The sequence below is a fragment of the Stutzerimonas sp. FeSN7 genome (genome assembly GCF_030263795.1).
Lineage (GTDB): Bacteria > Pseudomonadota > Gammaproteobacteria > Pseudomonadales > Pseudomonadaceae > Stutzerimonas > Stutzerimonas stutzeri.
Genome location: NZ_JARPMN010000001.1, coordinates 4,132,504 through 4,148,621, shown reverse-complemented (window position 1 = coordinate 4,148,621; position 16,118 = coordinate 4,132,504). Strand labels below are relative to the sequence as shown.

At 66.1% G+C, this 16,118-nt stretch carries 16 protein-coding genes; 14 read left to right on the top strand and 2 right to left on the bottom strand.

All coding sequences use genetic code 11. The annotated features are described in order from the left end of the window. The 8 genes from glcF to P5703_RS19805 all read left to right on the top strand — a co-directional run bounded on the left by glcF (nt 1) and on the right by P5703_RS19805 (nt 8,258). A complete protein-coding gene (gene glcF / locus P5703_RS19840; protein ID WP_014595642.1) occupies nt 1-1,218 on the top strand; it encodes a glycolate oxidase subunit GlcF in 1,218 nt (405 codons plus the stop codon). Between the two features lie 73 nt (nt 1,219-1,291). Further along, nucleotides 1,292-1,696 (top strand): heme-binding protein, encoded by a 405-nt coding sequence (locus tag P5703_RS19835; protein ID WP_011911670.1) that lies wholly within the window; start codon nt 1,292-1,294, stop codon nt 1,694-1,696. 20 nt (nt 1,697-1,716) lie between these two features. Further along, the gene (locus tag P5703_RS19830) at nt 1,717-3,897 is read left to right on the top strand and encodes a malate synthase G (protein ID WP_045159316.1); all 2,181 of its coding nucleotides are present in this window, start codon (nt 1,717-1,719) and stop codon (nt 3,895-3,897) included. Between the two features lie 216 nt (nt 3,898-4,113). Then, complete coding sequence (locus tag P5703_RS19825) at nt 4,114-5,817, top strand: L-lactate permease (RefSeq protein WP_014595644.1); 1,704 nt, start codon at nt 4,114-4,116, stop codon at nt 5,815-5,817. A 114-nt stretch (nt 5,818-5,931) separates the two neighbouring features. Then, nucleotides 5,932-6,099 (top strand): rubredoxin, encoded by a 168-nt coding sequence (rd, locus tag P5703_RS19820; protein ID WP_011911673.1) that lies wholly within the window; start codon nt 5,932-5,934, stop codon nt 6,097-6,099. Between the two features lie 35 nt (nt 6,100-6,134). Then, a complete protein-coding gene (locus P5703_RS19815) occupies nt 6,135-7,319 on the top strand; it encodes an NAD(P)/FAD-dependent oxidoreductase (RefSeq protein ID WP_279641876.1) in 1,185 nt (394 codons plus the stop codon). Nucleotides 7,320-7,468: 149 nt separating this feature from the next. Beyond that, entirely contained in the window at nt 7,469-7,741 is a 273-nt protein-coding gene (locus P5703_RS19810; protein WP_003283322.1) for an HU family DNA-binding protein, read from the top strand. A 142-nt stretch (nt 7,742-7,883) separates the two neighbouring features. Next, complete coding sequence (locus tag P5703_RS19805; protein WP_020306777.1) at nt 7,884-8,258, top strand: SCP2 sterol-binding domain-containing protein; 375 nt, start codon at nt 7,884-7,886, stop codon at nt 8,256-8,258. A gap of 147 nt (nt 8,259-8,405) precedes the next feature. Here P5703_RS19805 and P5703_RS19800 read toward each other — a convergent pair whose 3' ends face one another. Continuing rightward, a complete protein-coding gene (locus P5703_RS19800) occupies nt 8,406-9,308 on the bottom strand; it encodes a LysR family transcriptional regulator (RefSeq protein WP_285589226.1) in 903 nt (300 codons plus the stop codon). Nucleotides 9,309-9,485: 177 nt separating this feature from the next. On the opposite strand from P5703_RS19800, the gene P5703_RS19795 reads away from it, so the two are divergent. Further along, complete coding sequence (locus P5703_RS19795) at nt 9,486-10,667, top strand: acyl-CoA dehydrogenase (protein ID WP_011911678.1); 1,182 nt, start codon at nt 9,486-9,488, stop codon at nt 10,665-10,667. A gap of 66 nt (nt 10,668-10,733) precedes the next feature. Continuing rightward, nucleotides 10,734-11,957 (top strand): CaiB/BaiF CoA transferase family protein, encoded by a 1,224-nt coding sequence (locus P5703_RS19790; RefSeq protein ID WP_020306776.1) that lies wholly within the window; start codon nt 10,734-10,736, stop codon nt 11,955-11,957. 17 nt (nt 11,958-11,974) lie between these two features. On the opposite strand, the gene P5703_RS19785 is transcribed toward P5703_RS19790, so the two are convergent. Continuing rightward, nucleotides 11,975-12,988, bottom strand: a complete 1,014-nt coding sequence (locus P5703_RS19785; protein ID WP_020306775.1) for a zinc-binding alcohol dehydrogenase family protein — start codon at nt 12,986-12,988, stop codon at nt 11,975-11,977. Between the two features lie 100 nt (nt 12,989-13,088). Between P5703_RS19785 and vimR the strand changes: the two genes are divergently transcribed. The 4 genes from vimR (at nt 13,089) to P5703_RS19765 (ending at nt 16,106) form a co-directional block, all read left to right on the top strand. Beyond that, nucleotides 13,089-14,009 carry a transcription regulator VimR gene (gene vimR, locus P5703_RS19780; RefSeq protein ID WP_285589219.1) on the top strand — a complete coding sequence of 307 codons (921 nt, stop codon included), beginning with the start codon at nt 13,089-13,091 and terminating at the stop codon, nt 14,007-14,009. A 103-nt stretch (nt 14,010-14,112) separates the two neighbouring features. After that, a complete protein-coding gene (locus P5703_RS19775; protein WP_013981577.1) occupies nt 14,113-14,721 on the top strand; it encodes a LemA family protein in 609 nt (202 codons plus the stop codon). Continuing rightward, the gene (locus tag P5703_RS19770) at nt 14,718-15,470 is read left to right on the top strand and encodes a TPM domain-containing protein (protein ID WP_013981578.1); all 753 of its coding nucleotides are present in this window, start codon (nt 14,718-14,720) and stop codon (nt 15,468-15,470) included. Before P5703_RS19775 ends, P5703_RS19770 begins: the two co-directional genes overlap by 4 nt. An 18-nt stretch (nt 15,471-15,488) precedes the next feature. Continuing rightward, nucleotides 15,489-16,106, top strand: coding sequence for a TPM domain-containing protein (locus P5703_RS19765; RefSeq protein ID WP_011911684.1), 618 nt, complete (start codon nt 15,489-15,491; stop codon nt 16,104-16,106). The last annotated feature ends 12 nt before the right edge of the window (nt 16,107-16,118 follow it).

Sequence of the window (16,118 nt, the reverse complement as noted above, 5' to 3'; positions counted from 1 at the left end):
ATGCAAACGAATCTGAGCGAAGCCGCGAAAAAACTGCCGCGCGCCGAGGAAGCCGAAAGCATCCTGCGCTCCTGCGTGCACTGTGGCTTCTGCAACGCCACCTGCCCGACCTACCAGCTGCTGGGCGACGAGTTGGACGGTCCGCGCGGGCGCATCTACCTGATGAAGCAGATGCTCGAGGGCGGTGAGGTGACCGAGAGCACCCAGCTGCACCTGGACCGCTGCCTGACCTGCCGCAACTGCGAGACCACCTGCCCGTCCGGGGTGAAGTACCACAACCTGCTGGACATCGGCCGCGACTTCATCGAGCAGCAGGTGCAGCGCCCGTTGGGCGAGCGCGTCGTGCGCGGCGGCCTGCGCACGGTGATCCCGCGACCGGGCCTGTTCAAGGCACTGCTGGGTGCCGGCAATGCGCTGAAGCCGTTGATGCCGGCCTCGCTGAAGGACCACCTGCCGCGCGAGATCCGCCCGGCCAAGCCACGCCCGCAGGTGCTGCACAGCCGCCGCGTGCTGATGCTCGAAGGCTGCGTGCAGCCGAGCCTGTCGCCGAACACCAACGCCGCCGCTGCACGGGTGCTCGACCGCCTGGGCATCAGCGTCAGCCCGGCGCGTGAGGCCGGCTGTTGCGGTGCGGTGGACTACCACCTCAACGCCCAGGAGGCCGGCCTGGACCGCGCGCGGCGCAATATCGACGCCTGGTGGCCGGCCATCGAGGCCGGTGCCGAAGCCATCGTGCAGACGGCCAGCGGCTGCGGCGCCTTCGTCAAGGAATACGGCCATCTGCTCAAGGATGACCCGGCCTACGCGGCCAAGGCCGCCCGTGTCAGCGAGCTGGCCAAGGACCTGGTCGAAGTGCTGCGCAGCGCCGAGCTGGAAAAACTCGACGTGCGTGCCGACAAGCGCATGGCCTTCCATTGCCCGTGCACCCTGCAGCACGCACAGAAGCTCGGCGGCGCGGTCGAAGACGTGCTCACCCGTCTGGGCTACCAGCTCACTGCGGTGCCCGATGCGCACCTGTGCTGCGGCTCGGCCGGCAGCTATTCGATCACCCAGCCGGAGATTTCCCACCAGCTGCGCGACAACAAGCTCAACGCGCTGGAGAGCGGCAAGCCGGAAGTGATCGTCACCGCCAACATCGGTTGCCAGACCCACCTCGATGGCGCCGGCCGCACGCCGGTCAAGCACTGGATCGAAGTGGTCGAGGAATCGATGCAGTAGCAATGCCTCATGGTTCGGCCGCCCAGACAGGGCGGCCAACGAACAACCGAAATACGAAGACAGGAGAATCGAGATGAAAAGCAAAGCCGTACTGAGCCAGACCGAAGTCGCCACCATCCTCGCCGCCGCCCGTGCCGAAGCGCAGGCCAACGGCTGGGCCGTGACCATCGTCGTCGCCGACGACGGCGGCCATCCGCTGGCGCTGGAGCGTCTGGACGGCTGCGCGCCGATCGCCTCCTACATCGCCACCGAGAAGGCCCGCAGCTCGGCCCTCGGTCGCCGCGAAACCAAGGGCTATGAAGACATGGTCAACAACGGCCGCACTGCCTTCCTCTCCGCGCCGGTGGTCTGCTCGCTGGAGGGTGGCGTGCCGGTGGTGGTCGACGGCCACGTCATCGGTTCGGTCGGCGTATCCGGTGTGACCGCCGCGCAGGACGCCCAGATCGCCAAGGCCGGCGTCGCCGCCCTGGCCAACTGAACAGACAAGGAGAACGACAGATGACCGAGCGTGTAACCCTGGGCCGCCTGCAGGTCGCGGCCAATCTGCAGCGATTCATCGAAGACGAAGTCCTGCCGGGCACCGGTATCGAAGCCGCCGCCTTCTGGCAGGGGCTGGACACCCTGGTCCACGACCTGGCGCCGAAGAACCGTGAGCTGCTTGCCGAGCGCGACCGCATGCAGGTCGAACTGGACAGCTGGCACAAGGCCAACCCGGGCCCGATCAAGGACATGGCGGCCTACCGCGCCTTCCTCGAGTCCATCGGCTACCTGCTGCCGGTGCCGGGTGAGGTGAAGATCGAGACGGCCAACGTCGATAGCGAGATCGCCACCCAGGCCGGACCGCAGCTGGTGGTGCCGATCATGAACGCGCGCTATGCGCTGAACGCCGCCAACGCCCGCTGGGGCTCGCTGTACGATGCGCTCTACGGCACCGACGCCATCTCCGAAGAGGGCGGTGCGCAGAAGGGCCCGGGCTACAACGAAGTCCGTGGCGCCAAGGTCATCGCCTATGCGCGCACCTTCCTCGATCAGGCCGCGCCGCTGGCCGAAGGCAGCCACGCCGACGCCACCGCCTATCGCGTGCAGGACGGCCAGCTGAAGGTCACCCTGGAGAACGGCAGTGTCACCGGCCTCAAGCAGCCAGAGAAGTTCGTCGGCTTCCAGGGCGAAGCGGTCGAGCCGAAGGCCGTGCTGCTGAAGAACAACGGCCTGCACATCGAGATCCAGATCGACCCGAACAGCCCGATCGGCCAGACCGATGCCGCCGGCGTGAAGGACCTGCTGATCGAGTCCGCGGTTTCCACCATTCTCGACTGCGAAGATTCGGTCGCCGCGGTGGATGCCGACGACAAGGTGCTGGCCTACCGCAACTGGCTGGGCATCGTCCAGGGTACCCTCAGCGAGGAAGTGGCCAAGGGCAGCTCGAGCTTCGTCCGCCGCCTGAATCCGGACCGCGAATACAGCGCGCCCAACGGCGGCGAGCTGAAGCTGCACGGCCGCTCGCTGTTGTTCATTCGCAACGTCGGTCACCTGATGACCAACCCGGCGATCCTGCTGGAAGACGGCCGCGAGATTCCCGAAGGGATCATGGACGGCGTGTTCACCAGCCTGATCGCCAAGCATGATCTGGCGCGCAAGGGCAACTCGCGCACCGGCAGCGTCTACATCGTCAAGCCGAAGATGCACGGGCCGAAGGAAGTCGCCTTCGCCGACGAATTGTTCGGTCGCGTCGAGGACCTCATCGGTGTGCCGCGCTACACCCTGAAGATGGGCATCATGGACGAGGAGCGCCGTACCAGCGCCAACCTCAAGGCCTGCATCGCGGCGGCCAAGCACCGCGTGGCGTTCATCAACACGGGCTTCCTCGACCGTACCGGCGACGAGATGCACACCTGCATGGAAGCCGGACCGGTGCTGCGCAAGGGCGACATGAAAACCACGCCGTGGATCCAGTCCTACGAGCGCAACAACGTACTGGTCGGCCTGGCCTGCGGCCTGCGCGGCAAGGCGCAGATCGGCAAGGGCATGTGGGCCATGCCGGACCTGATGGCGGCCATGCTCGAGCAGAAGATCGGCCATCCGAAGTCCGGCGCCAACACCGCCTGGGTGCCGTCGCCCACCGGCGCCACCCTGCATGCGCTGCATTACCACCAGGTGAACGTGCAGGCCGTGCAGAGCGAGCTGGAAAAGGTCGACCTGGCCGCCGAGCGCGAGCAGCTGCTCAACGATCTGCTGACCATCCCGGTGGTCGCCGAAGACAAGTGGAGCGCGGAGGAGAAGCAGCAGGAGCTGGACAACAACTGCCAGGGCATCCTCGGCTACGTGGTGCGCTGGGTCGAGCAGGGCGTCGGTTGTTCCAAGGTGCCGGACATCCACAACGTCGGCCTGATGGAAGACCGCGCCACCCTGCGCATCTCCAGCCAGCACATCGCCAACTGGCTGCACCACGGCGTGGTCAGCCGCGAGCAGGTGCAGGAAACCCTGGAGCGCATGGCCAAGGTGGTCGACCAGCAGAATGCCGGCGATCCGCTCTATCGCGCCATGTCCAGCGACTACACTCAGTCGATCGCCTTCCAGGCGGCGTCCGATCTGGTGTTCAAGGGCCGCGAGCAGCCGTCCGGTTATACCGAGCCGCTGCTGCACCAGTGGCGCCAGCGCTTCAAGGCCGCCCAGGGCTGATGAACAGGGGGAACCGCGTGCGGCCGGAGGTTCGGCCCCCGCGGTGAGGACAGGAGCCCCAGGCGTCCAACGGCGCCCGGGGCTTTCGAGCATGAGCGGCACGGTTTCGGCCGGGCCGTCGGGAAGCGCACCGCCTGGCTGCGCTTCATGCGAAGCACCGGGCACGCCCGGACACAATAGAAGTGGTTCACAACAAAAAACGCAGGGACCCAACAAATGAGTCAAACACTACTGTCCATCCTGGCCTTCGTGCCGCTGGTGCTGGCGGGTGTGCTGCTGATCGGCTTTCGCTGGCCGGCCAAGTACGCCATGCCGCTGGTTTTCGTCCTCACTGCGCTGATCGGCCTGCTGGCCTGGGACATGACCCTCAACCGGGTCATCGCCTCGACCTTCCAGGGCCTGATCCTCACCGCGGCGATCCTCTGGATCATCTTCGGTGCGATCCTGCTGCTCAACACGCTGAAACATTCCGGGGGGATCAGTTCGATTCGGCGTGGCTTCTCCAACATCAGCCCTGACCGTCGTGTCCAGGTGCTGATCGTCGCCTGGCTGTTCGGCTGCTTCATCGAGGGGGCCTCGGGCTTCGGTACGCCAGCGGCGGTGGCGGCACCGCTGATGGTAGCGCTGGGCTTCCCGGCGTTGGCGGCGGTGGTGATGGGGATGATGGTGCAGTCCACGCCGGTGTCCTTCGGTGCGGTGGGCACGCCGATTCTGGTGGGTGTCGGTGCCGGCCTGGACAAGACCGGCATCAGCGAGCAGCTGGCGGCGGTGGGCAGTAACTGGGAGGTGTTCTTCCACCTGATCTTCTCGCGCGTCGCGATCATTCATGCGCTGTGCGGGATTCTCATGCCGCTGATCATGGTCAGCATCATGACCCGCTACTTCGGCCGCAACAAATCCTGGACCGAAGGCCTGGCAATCGCACCGTTCGCGGTGTTCACCGGCCTGGCCTTCGTGATTCCGTATGCCGCGGCCGGTGTGTTCCTTGGGCCGGAATTCCCGTCGATGATCGGTGCGCTGGTCGGTCTGGCCATCGTCGTGCCCGCGGCCAAGGCCGGTTTCCTGCTGCCGAAGGACAGCTGGGATTTTGCCCCGGCGAGCGAGTGGCCATCCGAGTGGATGGGCAAGATCGAGATGAAGATCGAGGACGTCGCCGGCAAGACGCCGATTTCCGTGCCGATGGCCTGGGCGCCGTACCTGATCCTGGCCGGCTTGCTGGTGGCCTCGCGGGTGTTCCCGGACTTCAAGGCCTTGCTGATGTCGCTGTCGTTCGGCTGGAAGGACATTCTCGGTGAGACCGGCGTCTCCGGCACGCTGGAGCCGCTGTACCTGCCCGGTGGCATTCTCTGCATCGTGGTGCTGATCACCTTCTTCCTGCATCGCATGAGCGCGCGGGAACTGGGCGCGGCGATCTCCGAGTCGAGCAAGACCCTGCTCGGCGCAGGCTTCGTGCTGATCTTCACCATCCCGATGGTGCGCATCCTGATCAACTCGGGCGTGAACGGCTCCGACCTGGTGTCCATGCCGGTGGCCATGGCGCAGCTGGTGGCCAACAGCGTGGGTGACGTCTATCCGTTCTTCGCGCCGGCGGTCGGTGCGCTGGGCGCCTTCATCGCCGGTTCCAACACCGTGTCTAACCTGATGCTGTCGCAGTTCCAGTTCAACACCGCGGGCCTGCTGGGGCTGTCCGGTGCGCTGATGGTGGCGCTGCAGTCGGTCGGTGCGGCGGCGGGCAACATGATCGCCATCCACAACGTGGTGGCGGCCTCGGCCACCGTCGGCCTGCTCGGTCGCGAAGGGATCACCCTGCGCAAGACCATGCTGCCAACCCTGTACTACCTCATCCTGGCCGGCACCATCGGCCTGATCGGGTTCTACGTGATGGGCATCAGCGATCCGCTGGTGGGTGCCGCAGGCTAAGCCAGGCGGTAGTTTGACGGGCGGCCCAGGCCGCCCGTTTTCATTTGTGCAGTTGGTGCGGCGCGCCGTTCTGGTATAGCGTGCGTCGCAGTCGACGGAACATCGAGGTTACCCATGAAGAAATGGCAATGTGTGGTGTGCGGCTACATCTATGACGAAGCGCTGGGCGCGCCGGAAGAGGGCATCGCCCCCGGCACGGCCTGGGAAGATGTGCCGGAAGACTGGGTCTGCCCCGATTGCGGCGTCGGCAAGCTGGACTTCGAAATGATCGCCATCGGCTGATTCCGTTTCGCCAACCTACCCCATGAGGACCTGACGTGAGCGCACCCGTAGTCATCATCGGCACCGGCCTGGCCGGTTACAACCTGGCGCGGGAGTTCCGCAAGCTGGACCCGCAGACGCCGCTGTTGCTGATCACCGCGGACGACGGTCGTTCCTATTCCAAACCACTGCTGTCCACCGGTTTTGCCGCCAACAAGGACGCCGATAGCCTGGGTATGGCCACCGCTGGGGCCATGGCCGAGCAGCTGAACGCGGAGATTCGCACGCACACCCGCGTCACCCGTCTGGACCCGACGCACCGCCGTGTCTGGATCGGCAACGAGCCGGTGCCATACCGGGATCTGGTGCTGGCCTGGGGCGCGCAGACGATCCGTGTGCCGGTGGAGGGCGATGCGGCGGATGCGGTCTATCCGATCAACGACCTGCACGACTATGGACGCTTCCGTGCCGCTGCCGCCGGCAAACGCCGCGTGCTGATCCTTGGCGCCGGGTTGATCGGCTGCGAGTTCGCCAACGACCTGCTGCAGGGCGGCCACGAGGTGGATCTGGTCGCCCCCAGCGAGCAGGTCATGCCGGGCCTGCTGCCGCTGCAGGCCGCCGAGGCGGTGAAGCGCGGCCTGGAGGGCATCGGCGCGCGCTTTCATCTCGGGGCCACGCTGGAGCGCCTGCAGCGCAGCACCGACGGTCTGCAGGCGACCCTGTCCGACGGCTCGCAGCGGGCCTGCGATCTGGTGGTCAGTGCCGTCGGCCTGCGCCCACGTACCGAGCTGGCCGCCGAGGCGGGGCTTGAGGTCAAGCGCGGCATCGTCGTCGATCGCCTGCTCAAGACCTCGGCGGAGCACGTCTATGCCCTGGGCGATTGCGCCGAGGTGGAAGGGCTCAGTCTGCTCTACGTGATGCCGCTGATGGCCGGCGCACGGGCCTTGGCTAAAACGCTGTTTGGCAATCCGACCTTTGTCAGTTATGGCCCCATGCCGGTAACCGTGAAGACCCCGGCCTGTCCGGTAGTGGTCTCGATGCCCGCCGTGGGCAGTGCCGGCAGCTGGTCCGTCGAGGCCCGGGACAACGACGTCAAGGCGCTCTATCTCGGGGCTTGCGGGGAGTTGCTCGGCTACGCGTTGACCGGCGCGGCGGTGCAGGAGCGACTGGCACTGAACAAGCAGTTGCCACCGGTATTGGCGGAACTACCGCAAATTCTGTCGCTAAAGTCCCCCAACTGAGCTTGCAGGGCGTCTGCGGGGACTGGCGCAGGTGCTAGCGCCGTGCCATTCTCCATGGGTCTGCCCCAGCCTAGAGCTGTTGCAGCGCCTTTAGCGCTGTTCTTGTGAACAGTACGGACACAACAACAAAAACGTCTCAGAGGCTCCCAATGCGTAAACCGGAACTCGCCGCAGCCATTGCCGAGAAGGCTGATCTGTCCAAGGACCAGGCCAATCGCGTACTCAACGCCGTGCTGGATGAAATCACCAATGCGCTGAACCGCAAGGACAGCGTCACCCTGGTCGGTTTCGGCACCTTCGTTCAGCGCCACCGTGGCGCCCGCACCGGGAAAAACCCGCAGACCGGGCAACCGGTCACCATCAAGGCCAGCAATACCGTCGCGTTCAAACCGGGCAAGATGCTCAAAGACGCCGTCAACTGACGCTGCGCCGACCCGGAGCCGATCGGCTCCGGGTAAACCTGACCGACCGGTCTTCCCCGGACCCGTTCGTACCCGTCCTTCCCCCCGCCGACCAAGCCACTACAATGCGGCCTTCCTCTCGTACCGGTCGGGACAACACGTCATGAAATTCCGCTTTCTGCTTTGGATGCTGGGCCGCCTGATGGCCAAGGCCAGCCGCACCAACCCCGAGTTCCAGCAGCAGCTGGGCGACAAGGATCTGACCTTTCAGCTGCACACCTTGGATGGCAAGGTCGCCCGGCACTTCGTGGTGAAAGACCAGCGCGTCACCAGCAAGCGCGGCCCGGCGAGCGAGCCGGCGTTCTCCCTGGGGTTCAAGGATGCCGCCTATGGCTTCGCCACCATGACGGCGAAGAACAAGCAGCTGGCGTTCATGCAGGGGATTCAGAACAAGGACATCCAGATCCAGGGGAACCCGGCGCTGGTGATGTGGTTCCAGGGGCTGACCAAATACCTGAAGCCGAAAAAGAAGAAGTAGTGTCGCCCTGAGCCCGCGATTCGGCGCGCTCATTTCTGGATGTCCGGCACCCGGCTCGTCAGACCCAAGCCTGCACGCCACCTGTGGTGGAAAACGCTGCGCGGCTTCCACCCTGCCGCCTTCCCGGTGCCAGATTCCTACACCTTCCTACGCCCCCTCCCGCCAGACCCTCGCCTCATCCTTCAGCCAGTCCCGAAACGCCACCAGCCCCGCCGACTCCACCTTGCGCTCCGGAATCATCAGGTAGTACGCCCGCGTCTCGCTGCGATAGGCGTGGGGATGCGCCAGCACCAGCCGCCCCTCGGCCAGTTCCCGCTGGATCAGGAACGGCGGGATCAGCGCTACTCCCATGCCATGCTCGGCCGCCTGCGCCAGCATGGAGAACAGCTCCAGCCGCGGGCCGGTCATGTCGCGGGCGACTTTCAGCCCCAGCGAATCGAACCACTGGCGCCAGGCATAGGGTCGGGTGGTCTGCTGAAGCAGCGGCAGTTCGGCCAGGGCTTGGGTCGTGAACGGCTGACCGTCGCGCAGCAGGTCGGGGCTGCAGACTGGCTGCAGGTCCTCGGGCATCAGGTAGTGCGCCTCGGTACCGGACCAGTCGGCATCGCCGAAGTAGATGGCAGCATCGAACTCGGTATCGGCAAAGAGAAAGGGCCGGGTGCGGTTGGTCAGGTTCACCGTGATTTCCGGATGCAGCGCCTGGAAATGCCTGAGGCGCGGCACCAGCCACTGGGTGCCGAAGGTCGGCACCACGGCCAGCTCCAGGCTCATGGCGCCCTGCTGGCCCATCACCGACAGCGTGTCGCGCTCCACCGCGTCCAGCTGCGCTGCGATGCGGCGGGCGTAGGACTGGCCGGCGGCGGTGAGCTTCACGCCGCGCCGCGAACGACGGAACAGCGCCAGGCCAAGGAATTCCTCCAGCCCGCCGATCTGCCGGCAGATGGCGCTCTGGGTCAGTGCCAGCTCGTCGGCCGCGCGGGTGAAGCTCTCGTGGCGGGCGGCGGCCTCGAAGGCGATCAGCGCGGCGGTACTAGGGATCTTGCGGCGCATTATGCAAAGACCTCACGGGATAAGCCTGATAATGGACGCGGAGCTTATCTCGGAGTGAGCGAAACGCACAGTTTGGTGCGAAATCCTCGTTTGCGACACACCGTTGCGGCGCCTAGGATCAGCTCATCCCGCCCGCGCGCCCGCGGTGCCGAAGACAACAAAAGAGGAGCCTCCCGAATGGCCGGCAAAGCAAGCTTCAACTGGATCGACCCGCTGCTGCTCGACCAGCAGCTGACCGAGGAAGAACGCATGGTGCAGGCCAGCGCCGCGCAGTTCGCCGCCGACAAGCTGGCGCCGCGGGTGCTGGAAGCCTTCCGCCATGAGCGCACCGATCCGGCGATCTTTCGCGAGATGGGCGAGACCGGTCTGCTCGGCGCGACCATTCCCGAAGCCTACGGCGGCAGCGGGCTGAACTACGTGTGCTACGGCCTGATCGCCCGCGAGGTCGAGCGCATCGATTCGGGCTACCGCTCGATGATGAGTGTGCAGTCCTCGCTGGTGATGGTGCCGATCTTCGAGTTCGGCAACGAGGCGACTAGGCAGAAGTACCTGCCCAAGCTGGCCAGCGGCGAATACATCGGCTGCTTCGGCCTCACCGAGCCGAACCACGGCTCCGACCCTGGCTCGATGGTCACCCGGGCGAAAAAGGTCGACGGCGGCTATCGCCTGTCCGGCAGCAAGATGTGGATCACCAACAGCCCGATCGCCGATGTCTTCGTGGTCTGGGCCAAGGATGACGCCGGCGAGATTCGCGGCTTCGTGCTGGAAAAGGGCTGGGAAGGGTTGTCCGCCCCGACGATTCACGGAAAAGTCGGCCTGCGCGCCTCGATCACCGGCGAGATCGTCATGGACAACGTGTTCTGCCCGGAAGAGAACGCCTTCCCCGACGTGCGCGGGCTGAAGGGCCCGTTCACCTGTCTGAACAGTGCCCGCTACGGCATCAGCTGGGGCGCGCTGGGCGCCGCCGAGTTCTGCTGGCACACCGCGCGCCAGTACGTGCTCGACCGCCAGCAGTTCGGCCGGCCGCTGGCGGCCAACCAGCTGATCCAGAAGAAGCTGGCCGACATGCAGACCGAGATCACCCTGGCCCTGCAGGGTTGCCTGCGCCTCGGCCGCATGAAGGACGAGGGCACCGCCGCGGTGGAAATCACCTCGCTCATGAAGCGCAACAGCTGCGGCAAGGCACTCGACGTGGCGCGCATGGCGCGCGACATGATGGGCGGCAATGGCATCAGCGACGAGTTCGGCGTGGCCCGGCACCTGGTCAACCTGGAGGTGGTGAACACCTACGAGGGCACCCACGATGTGCATGCACTGATCCTTGGCCGTGCGCAGACAGGCATTCAGGCGTTCTTCTGAAACTGCACCCCTCTCCCAGGAAGGAGAGGGTGCTTGCTCCATCCAATAGCCTTCGAGGTTTCGTCCATGCCCGGCGCCTTGTCCCATATCCGTGTTCTCGACCTGTCGCGCGTGCTCGCCGGGCCCTGGTGCGGGCAGATCCTCGGTGATCTCGGCGCCGAGGTGATCAAGGTCGAGCGCCCTGGCACGGGCGACGATACCCGCCACTGGGGCCCGCCCTATCTCAAGGACCAGCACGGCGAGAACACTTCGGAGGCCGCCTATTACCTGACCGCCAACCGCAACAAGCAATCGCTGACCGTCGACTTCACCCGGCCCGAGGGCCAGCGCGTCATCCGCGAGCTGGTGGCGCAGTGCGATGTGCTGCTGGAGAACTTCAAGGTCGGCGGGCTGGCCGCCTACGGGCTGGATTACGAAAGCCTGAAGGCGATCAATCCGCGGCTGATCTACTGCTCGATCACTGGTTTCGGCCAGGACGGCCCCTACGCCACACGTGCCGGCTACGACTTCATGATCCAGGGCCTCGGCGGGCTGATGAGCCTGACCGGGCGCAGCGATGCGGAGGAGGGCGCCGGGCCGGTGAAGGTCGGCGTGGCGCTGACCGATATCCTCACCGGCCTGTACGCCACGGTTGGCGTGCTCGCTGCGCTGGCACATCGCGAACGCAGCGGCGAGGGCCAGCATATCGACACGGCGCTGCTCGACGTGCAGGTCGCCTGCCTCGGCAACCAGGCGCTCAACTATCTCACCACCGGCGTGGCGCCCAGGCGGATGGGCAATGCCCATCCGAACATCGTGCCCTATCAGGATTTTCCCACTGCCGACGGCGACATCATCCTCACCGTCGGTAACGACGGTCAGTTTCGCAAGTTCTGCGAGGTGGCCGGGCGTCCCGAGTGGGCGGCTGATGCCCGCTTCGCCACCAATCGCGCGCGCGTTGCCCATCGCGCCGAACTGATTCCGCTGATCCGCCAGGTCACGGTGTTCCGCACCACGGCCGAATGGGTCAGTGCGCTGGAGCAGGCCGGCGTGCCCTGCGGGCCGATCAACGACCTGGCGCAGGTGTTCGCCGACCCACAGGTGCAGCATCGCGGGCTGAGCGTGGAGATGCCGCATCCGCTGGCCGGCCGTGTGCCGCAGGTGGCCAGCCCGCTGCGGCTGTCCGCTTCGCCAGTGGCGTACCGCAACCCGCCGCCGCTGCTCGGCGAGCACAGCGAGGCGCTGTTGCAGCGCCTGCTGGGCATGAACGACGAGCAGATCGCCGGCCTGCGCGCGGCCGGAGTGATCTAGCCTGGAGGCTATCTAGCTCAGAAGCCTTCCAGCACGATCTTGCCTTTGGCCTTGCCGCTTTCCAGCAGGGCATGGGCGCGGCGCAGGTTGGCCGCGTTGATGGTGCCGAAGTGCTCGCCGAGGGTGGTGCGCAGCACGCCCAGATCGACCAGCTGGCTGACGCGCTGCAGCAGGTGGTGCTGCTCGATCATGTCCGGCGTCTCGAACAGTGAGCGGGTGAACATCAGCTCCCAGTGCAGCGACAGACTCTTGCGCTTGAGCTTCATCACGTCCAGCGGCTGGGCCGGATCGTCGATCAGCGCCAGGCGGCCCTGGGGCGTCAGTGCCTCGACCAGCTGGTCGAAATGCTGATCGGTCTGGGTCAGGCTGGCGACATGGCTGACGCTGGCGAAACCGGCGCGCTGCAGCTCGGCGTGCAGCGGCTGGCTATGGTCGATGACATGATGGGCGCCGAGTTCGCGGGCCCAGGCCTGGGTTTCCGGACGCGAGGCGGTGGCGATCACGCTGACCTTCGTGAGCTGACGGGCCAGCTGCAGCATGATCGAGCCGACGCCGCCGGCGGCACCGACGATCAGCAACTGCTGCCCGGCGCCCTGGCCTTCCACCAGTTGCAGGCGTTCGAACAGCAGCTCCCAGGCGGTGATGGCAGTCAGCGGCAGTGCGGCGGCCTCGGCAAAGCTCAGGCTCCGCGGCTTGCGCCCGACGATGCGCTCGTCCACCAGATGGCGTTCGCTGTTGCCGCCGACGCGGGCGATGGAGCCGGCGTAGAACACCTCGTCGCCGACCTTGAACAGGCTGACTTCGCTGCCCACCCCGACGACCACACCGACGACGTCCCAGCCCAGCACCTTCGGCTGACCGCCCTCGGGCTGCGTGTTGCGGCGTACCTTGGTATCCACCGGGTTGACCGAAATGGCGCGCACCTCCACCAGCAGATCGCGCGGGCCGGGTACCGGCTCGGGCAGTTCCACGTCCTGCAGTGCGCGAGGATCGTCGATAGCGAGGGATTCGAAGTAGGCGACCGCTTTCATGCTGTTGCTCCGTATGGATTCGGTGGGAGGGCATGCTCAGCTATTTGACTCGGGAGAAAAACGGGGCGATAAGCGAGTCTCTTTCAACAGGATTTTGAAAATGCTGCGTATCGACGATCTGCAGCTGTTCGTCCGTACCGCCGACAGCGGCAGCCTTTCCGCGGCCGCGCGCACGCTCGACGTGTCGCCGGCGGTGGCCAGCGCGGCCTTGAAGCGCCTGGAGGCGAGCCTGGGGGCGCGACTGTTCGCGCGCTCCACCCGCAGCCTGCGCTTGACTGCCGAGGGTGAGGCGTATCTGCTGCATGCCCGGGCAGCACTGGCCAGCCTGCACGAGGGTGCCCAGGCGCTCGCTGGCGGGCGCGAGGCGATCAGCGGCGTGCTGCAGCTGTCGGCGCCGTCCGACTTCGGGCGCAACGTTCTGCTGCCCTGGCTCGACGAATTCCAGGCGAGCCATCCGCAATTGCAGCTGCGCCTGCTGCTGGGCGACGGGTTGACCGACCTGTTCCGCCAGCCAGTGGACCTGGTCCTGCGTTACGGCGAGCCGCAGGATTCGAGCCTGGTGGCGCTACCGGTGGCGGCCGGCAATCGCCGGGTGCTGTGCGCCTCACCGGCCTACCTGCAGCGCCATGGCGCGCCGCAGCGGCTGGACGAACTGGCCGGGCACAACTGCCTGCGCTTCATGCTCGCCGGACGCGTGCACGACCGCTGGTGCTTTCAGGAGGGCCGCCGGGTGCGCACCGTGCAGGTAAGCGGTGATCGGGTCAGCGACGATGCCGACGTGGTGCGACGTTGGGCGCTGGCCGGCGGTGGGCTGGCCTACAAGTCCTGGCTGGATATCGCCGACGACGTGGCCGCGGGCCGTCTACAGGTGTTGTTGCCAGACTGTCTCGGCGAGGCGGCGCCCTTGACCCTGCTCTGCGCCCATCGCGCGCAGTTGAGCAAACCGGTGCGGCTGCTGCATGAACATCTGCAGACGCGTTGCAAGGCGCTGCTGGTGCGCGCGCCCTGGCGGAAGCTGTAGCTCGTTTTGAGCCACAGCCAGGCACGTTCGTTGCCGGCCTGAACTCTTATGGCGTTTGGCTATTCTTATCTGAGTACTGGTTAACACAATGGACAGGCGCATCATGCATACGCAGCGTTTTCGCTACACCTGGCAACTGACGGTTGTCGTCCTCATGTCCTGGCTGCTGGCCGGCTGCGGGATCAACAACATCCCCCGCTATGACGAGCAGGTGAAATCCGCCTGGTCGCAGGTAGAGAACCAATATCAGCGGCGTGCCGACCTGATTCCCAACCTGGTTGAAACGGTCAAGGGCTTCGCTCGTCAGGAGCAGGAAACCCTCACCGCGGTGGTGGAAGCGCGGGCCAAGGCCACGTCGATTCAGGTCGATGCCAGCACCCTGGATGATCCGCAGAAGCTGCAGCAGTTCCAACAGGCGCAGAATCAGCTGACCGGCGCCCTGAGCCGGCTGATGGCGGTATCCGAGCGCTATCCGGAGCTCAAATCCAATCAGAACTTCCTCGCCCTGCAATCGCAGCTCGAAGGCACCGAGAACCGCATTGCGGTGGCCCGGCGTGATTTCATCGCGGCGGTAGAGCGCTATAACACCGAGATCCGCACCTTCCCTGGCCGCATCTGGCACACGCTGATGTACAGCGACATGCCGATTCGCGAGAACTTCGAGGCGACGGCCGAGAACGCCGAGCAGGCGCCGCAAGTGCAGTTTCAATGACGCGCCGGTTTCCGCTGCTGCTGGCCCTGCTGCTCTGGGCCGGCAGCCTGTTCGCGCAGCAGGCCGAGCTGCCGGCGCTGACCGGTCGCGTGGTCGATCGCGCCGAATTGCTCGATACCCAGGCCGAGGCGCGCCTGACCAGCATGCTGGCGGCCCACGAGCAGGCCACCGGCGAGCAGGTGGTGGTGGTCACCGTACCGGACCTGGGCGGGCGCAGCATCGAGGAATTCGGCCTGGAGCTGGGTCGCACCTGGGGTATCGGGCAGGAGGGCGAGGACAACGGCGCACTGCTGATCGTCGCCCGTGACGACCGCAAGATCCGCATCGAGGTCGGCTACGGGCTGGAGGATCGCCTGACCGACGCGCAGTCTTCGGTGATCATCAACCGGGTCATCGCGCCGGCCTTCCAGCGCGGCGACTTCACGGCCGGCATCACCGAAGGCACGCAGGCGATCATCACCGTGCTCGGCGGCGATCCGCTGCCGGCGGAGCTGCGGCCGGTCATGCCGATGGGCCAGCAGGAACCCGGTGGCTTCGGCGTGCTGGCGTTCTTCCTGATGCTGGTGGCGATCTTCGTGCTCGGCGGTGGCCGTGGCGGTCGCGGCGGTGGACGTCGCGCCCTGCTGCTCGGCGCGCTGCTCGGTGGCATGGGGCGCGGAGGCGGCTTTGGCGGTGGCGGTTTCGGCGGCGGAGGCTTCGGTGGAGGCGGTGGTGGCTTCGGTGGCGGCGGCGCTTCCGGTGGCTGGTAAACGGACGATGGACGAACGATGACCTTACTCAGCGAAAGCGAACTGCGGCAGGTGGCCGAGGCGATCGAGCGCGTAGAGCGCAGCACCGACGCCGAACTGGTGACGGTGCTCGCCGCGCAGGCCGACGACTACCACTACATCCCACTGCTCTGGGCCAGCCTGATCGCGCTGCTGCTGCCTGGTGCATTACTGTTCTTCAGCGGCTGGCTGAGCGCCTGGCAGCTGCTGCTGGTGCAATGGGCGACCTTCATCGTGCTGGCGCTGCTGTTCAGGCTGCCCGGGGTGACCAGCCGACTGATTCCGCGTTCGGTGCGCTGCTGGCGCGCCTGCAATCTGGCGCGGCGGCAGTTCATCGAACTCAATCTGCACCACACCGAGGCCGATACCGGCGTGCTGATCTTCGTCTCCGAAGCCGAACGCTATGTGGAAATCCTGGTGGATCGCGGTATCTCCAGTCGCATCGACAACGCCGCCTGGGAATCCATCGTCGGCTGCTTCACCGAGCGGGTGAAGCAGGGACAGGTGCTCGAAGGTTTCCTCGGTTGCATCGAAGCCAGCGGTGCACTGCTGGCGCAGCATGTACCCAAGACCCACGAGCGCAACGAACTGCCCAACCGCCTGGTGCTGCTGCCTTAGCGTCACGCAAGG